The following is a 3,658-nucleotide window of genomic DNA, read 5'->3' on the forward strand; positions in this document are numbered from 1 at the left end:
GGTGGCGGTGGCGAGGAGGAAGGCGGCGGCGGCGGGGTCGGCGACCAGGGGGCAGCCGGCGTGGAAGCGGATCCAGGCCTCCGCCTCGGGGCCGGCATCGGTCCAGACGGGCGTATCGGCATCGGCGAGCGTCAGCAGCGCGGCCGCCGCCGCCGGGGCGAGCGGGGCCGGGGCCTCCGGCAGCGCCGCCAGGGACTGGATGCGGCCGGGGCGGGAGAGGGCCTCGAGCAGGGCGCGGAAGCAGGATTGCGCGGCGGGGACCGGGTCGGCGAAGCCCGGTGTGAGGCCCATGGGGGTGAGGCTCATGAGCGCATGGTCGCCATGGTGAAGAACTCCACGCGGGTGGCGGCGGCGCGGGCGGCATCCGCCGCGGCGGCCGCGGACTGGGCGGCGGCGAGGGGCTGGATCACCGCCTCCAGCAGGGCGGGGCGCAGCGCCGGGTCCTGCAGGGCGGCGTCGAGGATCGCGGCGAGCTCGGCCTGGGCCAGGTCGCGGCCGGTCGCGTAGGCGTGGCCGATGCGGCCATCGGCCAGGCGCACGCTGCAGCGGGCGACGGTGATCTCGCCGAGGTTGAAGGGCGCGCCGTCGCCGCCCTGGCGGCCACGGGCCATGACCAGCCCGACCTCCGGCCCGCGCAGCCGGGTATGCGATGGCAGGGGCGGCGCCTGGGCCAGGCAGTCCCGGATGGCGGCGGCCTCGGCCCGGGCCAGCACGCCCATCCAGTGGCGGCGCTGGGTCTGGTCCGGGGTGAGGCCGGGAGGCTCGGGGTGGTTCGGCATGAGCACATGATAAAGTCTAGACAAGCGGACGTCCAGTCACATAAGCTGCCTCAAAATACACGGCGGCAGGGACGCATGGTTGAAGCTTTTATGAAACCGGCCGGCATGGCGGCGGAGACGCTCGCACGCGGCCAGGGCATCGCCCTCTGGCGGCAGATCACCGGGACGATGGAGCGGGACATCGCCGGCGGCAGCCTCGCCCCCGGCGCCCGGCTGCCGACCGAGGCGGAGCTTTCCGCCCGCTTCGGGGTCAACCGCCACACCGTGCGGCGGGCGATGGAGGAGTTGGAAAGCCGCGGCCTGGTGCGGATCGAGCAGGGGCGGGGCAGCTTCGTCGCCGAGGATGTGCTGGACTACCCGGTCGGCCCGCGCACCCGCTTCTCCGAGACCATCCGGCGGCAGAACCGGGAGCCGCAGGGGCGGATGCTGCGGATCGAGGAGATGGCGGCCGATGCCGGGATCGCCGAGACGCTGAAGCTGCGGCGCGGCCGGCCGGTGGTGCTGGCCGAGCGTCTCGGGCTGGCGGACGGGCGGCCGGTGGTGATCGGCAGCCACTGGTTCTCCGCCGCGCGCTTCCCGGGGATCGCGGCGCTGCTGGCGGAGGATCCCTCCATCACCAAGGCGCTGGCGCGGCTGGGGGTGGCGGACTACCGGCGGCAGGTGACGCGCATCACCGCGCGGATGCCGACGCCGGAGGAGGCGACGCTGCTCGCGCAGTCCCGCACCCGGCCGGTGCTGGTGACGGAGGCGGTGAACGTGGACCCGGAGGGGCAGCCGGTGGAGGTGAGCTTCGCCTGCTATGCCGCCGGGCGGATGCAGATCGTGGTGGAGAGCTGAGCATGGCGGGCTGGGTGCTGCAGGGCGGCGAGGTTCTGCGCGATGGCGTGCTGCGGCGCGGGGAGTTGGCGCTCGACGGGGGGCAGGTGGCGGCGGGCGCGCCGGACGGGGCGCGGGGCTTCGACGCGTCGGGCCTGCTGGTGCTGCCGGGCCTGGTCGATATCCATGGCGACGCGCATGAGCGGGGGCTGCAGCCACGGCCGGGGATCGGCTTCGAGCCGGCGCTGGCGATCCGCGACAGCGCCGCGCAGCTGCTGGCGAGCGGGATCACCACCGCCTTCCTCGGCGTGACGCTCTCCTGGGAGCCGGGGCTGCGGTCGCTGGCGATGTGGCGCGACCTGATGGCGGCGCTGGAGGCGGCGCGGCCGCATCCGCTGGACCTGCGGGTGCATCTGCGCTTCGAGGCGGACAACCTGGAGGCGCTGGAGGATGCGCTGGCTGATATCGCCGCTGGGCGGGTGCATCTGCTGGGCTTCAACGACCATACGCCCTCCATCCTCCGCAAGCTGGGCAATGCCAAGGAACTGGCGAAATACGCCGGGCGGGCCGGGCTGGGCGGGGAGGAATTTCGCGCGCTCGCCGAGGCGGTGGCGGCGCGGCGGGGCGAGGTGCCGGCGGCGCGGGCCCGGCTGGCGGCGGCGGCGACCGCGGCCGGCATCCCGATGCTGAGCCATGACGACGCGACCCTGGAGGACCGGGCGCTGTACCGCGGCCTCGGCGCCCGGCTGTGTGAATTCCCGATGGCGGAGGCGGTGGCGGCGGAAGCCCGGGCCGCCGGCGAGCATGTGGTGATGGGGGCGCCCAACGTGGTGCGGGGCGGCAGCCACCTCGGCTGGGCCAGCGCGGCGCCGCTGGCCGAGCGCGGGCTGGTGACGGTGCTGGCCAGCGACTACCACTGGCCGGCGCTGCTGGCCGCGCCCTTCGCCATGGCGGCGCGCGGCCGGATGGGGCTGGCGGAGGCCTGGGCGCTGGTCTCGGCCAACCCGGCGGCGGCGGCGGGGCTGCACGACCGCGGCACGCTGGCGCCGGGGCTGCGGGGCGACGTGGTGGTGGTGGATCCGGCCGGGCCCGGCGTGGTCGCGGTGTTCTGCGCGGGGGAGGCGGCGCTGCTGACGGGGCCGGCGGTCGCGCGCCTCACCGGCTAGGGCTTGCGGCGGGGCATCCTCCTCGGCTTCGATGCCGCCATGGACCTGCTTCTGACCAATGCGCGGCTGCCCGACGGGCGGACCGGGATGACCATCGGCTGCCGGGGGGAGCGGATCGCCGCGCTGCTGCCGCCCGGGACGGCGCTGCCGGCGGCCGGCGAAGTGCGCGACCTCGGCGGGGCGCTGGTACTGCCGGGGCTGGTCGACGGGCACATGCACCTCGACAAGACGACGCTCGGCCTGCCCTGGATCCCGCATGCGGCGGGGCCGACCAGGCTCTCCCGGATCGAGACCGATGCGCGGGTGCTGCCCGGCCTGCCGCTGGATACCGAGGCGCGGGCGACCGCGATGATCCGCCGCGTGGTGCCCTTCGGCACCGCACATATCCGCAGCCATGTCGACATCACCCCGGTCTTCGGCCTGAGTGCGCTGGAGGGGGTGCTGGCGGCGCGCGAAGCGCACCGGCACATGGTGCGGATCGAGACCGTGGCCTTCCCGCAGGCGGGCATCCTGCGGGCGCCGGGGACGCTGGAGCTGCTGGATGCGGCGCTGCGGGCGGGGGCGGACCTGGTCGGCGGGCTCGACCCCTGCGAGGTGGACCGGGACCCGAAGGGGCACCTCGATGCGGTCTTCGGCCTGGCGGAGAAGCACGGCAAGGGCATCGACATCCACCTGCATGAGGCGGGGGAGCTGGGGCTGTTCACGGTGCAGGAGTTCTGCGCGCGGGTGGTGGCGCTTGGGATGCAGGGGCGGGCGACGATCAGCCATGGCTTCTGCCTGGGCGGGATCGGCGAGAGCAAGCAGCAGGCGGCGGCGGCGCTGCTGGCCGAGAGCGGCGTGGCGCTGGCGACCCATGGGGCCGGGGGGGCGAGCCTGCCGCCGCTGGGGCTGCTGCGG

5 protein-coding genes are annotated in these 3,658 nt (G+C 75.4%); 3 read left to right on the forward strand and 2 right to left on the reverse strand.

Features of this window, described 5'->3' with window-relative positions:
- Positions 1-306 (reverse strand): phosphonate C-P lyase system protein PhnH (locus AC0IW9_RS30120; RefSeq protein ID WP_471651990.1); only part of this gene is annotated, 306 nt, incomplete at its 3' end.
- Positions 303-803 carry a phosphonate C-P lyase system protein PhnG gene (phnG, locus tag AC0IW9_RS30125; protein ID WP_471651991.1) on the reverse strand — a complete coding sequence of 167 codons (501 nt, stop codon included), beginning with the start codon at positions 801-803 and terminating at the stop codon, positions 303-305. The genes AC0IW9_RS30120 and phnG, both read right to left, overlap by 4 nt.
- A gap of 51 nt (positions 804-854) precedes the next feature.
- On the opposite strand from phnG, the gene phnF reads away from it, so the two are divergent.
- The 3 genes from phnF to AC0IW9_RS30140 form a co-directional block, all read left to right on the forward strand.
- Entirely contained in the window at positions 855-1,616 is a 762-nt protein-coding gene (gene phnF / locus AC0IW9_RS30130; protein WP_471651992.1) for a phosphonate metabolism transcriptional regulator PhnF, read from the forward strand.
- Between the two features lie 2 nt (positions 1,617-1,618).
- Positions 1,619-2,761, forward strand: a complete 1,143-nt coding sequence (locus tag AC0IW9_RS30135; protein ID WP_471651993.1) for an alpha-D-ribose 1-methylphosphonate 5-triphosphate diphosphatase — start codon at positions 1,619-1,621, stop codon at positions 2,759-2,761.
- 39 nt (positions 2,762-2,800) lie between these two features.
- A partial coding sequence (locus AC0IW9_RS30140) for an amidohydrolase family protein (RefSeq protein WP_471651994.1) occupies positions 2,801-3,658 on the forward strand: 858 nt, incomplete at its 3' end.

The organism is Belnapia sp. AC561, from assembly GCF_979252845.1.

Coding starts and splice junctions, on each gene's coding strand:
- phnF (WP_471651992.1), top strand. CDS start 855: ATGGTTGAAGCTTTTATGAAACCGGCCGGCATGGCGGCGGAGACGCTC.
- AC0IW9_RS30135 (WP_471651993.1), top strand. CDS start 1,619: ATGGCGGGCTGGGTGCTGCAGGGCGGCGAGGTTCTGCGCGATGGCGTG.